This window comes from Sphingomonas sp. CCH9-F2 (genome assembly GCF_001556735.1).
GTDB lineage: Bacteria > Pseudomonadota > Alphaproteobacteria > Sphingomonadales > Sphingomonadaceae > Sphingomonas > Sphingomonas ginsenosidimutans.
In genome coordinates this window covers 1-1,273 of record NZ_LSJO01000649.1, presented here as the reverse complement: position 1 = coordinate 1,273, position 1,273 = coordinate 1, and the positions used below count along the sequence as shown (strand labels likewise).

The window sequence follows — 1,273 nt, the reverse complement described above, 5'->3', positions numbered from 1 at the left end:
ATCACGCGGCAGCAGGCGACGTTCACCACCCGCGATCTTGCGACGTTCGCGTTCCGGCATAGCGACGGCAAGGAGCAGTTCGACCAGGTGATGGGAGCAGTTCGGGGATCGCCCGAGCTGGTCGCATTGGGGAAGGACGGGCGCGACCAGGAGCGGTTCACGTCCCGCGACATGATCGCGGTGGAGAACCGGCTTGAGCGTGCCGGCGACAAGCTGGCGAGCCGCGCCGGGCATGGCGTTGGCGAGGCTACCCGTGACGCCGCGATCGGCGCGGCCGAGGGGCGTGGACTTGTCCTGTCGGATGAGCAGCGCGACGCCTTCGATCATGTCACCGGCGATGCGGGGCTGGCGTTCGTCGTCGGCTATGCCGGTTCGGGCAAATCGGCGATGCTTGGCGTCGCGCGTGAGGCGTGGGAGGGCCAGGGCTACACGGTTCGCGGTGCGGCGTTGTCGGGCATCGCGGCCGAGAACCTTGAGGGCGGGTCGGGTATCGCATCGCGGACCATTGCCAGCCTTGAGCACTCATGGGGGCAGGGGCGCGAGCAGCTAGGTCCCAAGGACGTGCTGGTGGTGGACGAGGCCGGCATGATCGGCTCGCGCCAGATGGAGCGCGTGTTGAGCCAGGCACGCGACGCCGGGGCCAAGGTCGTGATGGTCGGCGACCCCGAGCAGTTGCAGGCGATCGAGGCCGGCGCGGCGTTCCGCAGCATCACCGAGCGCCACGGCGCGGCCGAGATCACCGAGATACGCCGGCAGCGCGAGGGCTGGCAGCGCGACGCCACACGCGCCTTGGCGACCGGACGCACGGGCGAGGCGATCCACGCCTATGACGGCAAGGGCATGGTCCACGCGGCCGACACGCGTGAGCAGGCGCGGGGCGAGCTGGTGGACGGTTGGGATCGCGCGCGCCAGGCCGAGCCGGGCAAGAGCCGGATCATTCTCACCCACACCAACGCCGAGGTGCAGAGCCTCAATGGTGAGGCGCGCGACCGGTTGCGGGCATCCGGTGATCTTGGCGACGACGTGACGGTGAAGGCGGACCGCGGCGAGCGGCAGTTCGCGACCGGCGACCGCATCATGTTCCTGCGCAACGAACGCGGCATGGGTGTCAAGAACGGTACGCTTGCCACGATCGAGCGGGTATCGCCCGAAGGCATGGCGGTGCGCCTAGATGACGGGCGCGGGGTCGCGTTCGACACCAAGGACTATGCCCATGTTGATCATGGCTATGCCGCCACCATCCATAAATCGCAGGGGGTGACGGTCGATCGCG

The 1,273-nt window shown here is 68.9% G+C and carries 1 protein-coding gene; it reads left to right on the top strand.

Annotation, left to right across the window (positions count from 1 at the left end; genetic code table 11):
• On the top strand, positions 1–1,273 hold a 1,273-nt coding region (locus AX685_RS18440; protein WP_156445923.1), incomplete at both ends, for an AAA family ATPase.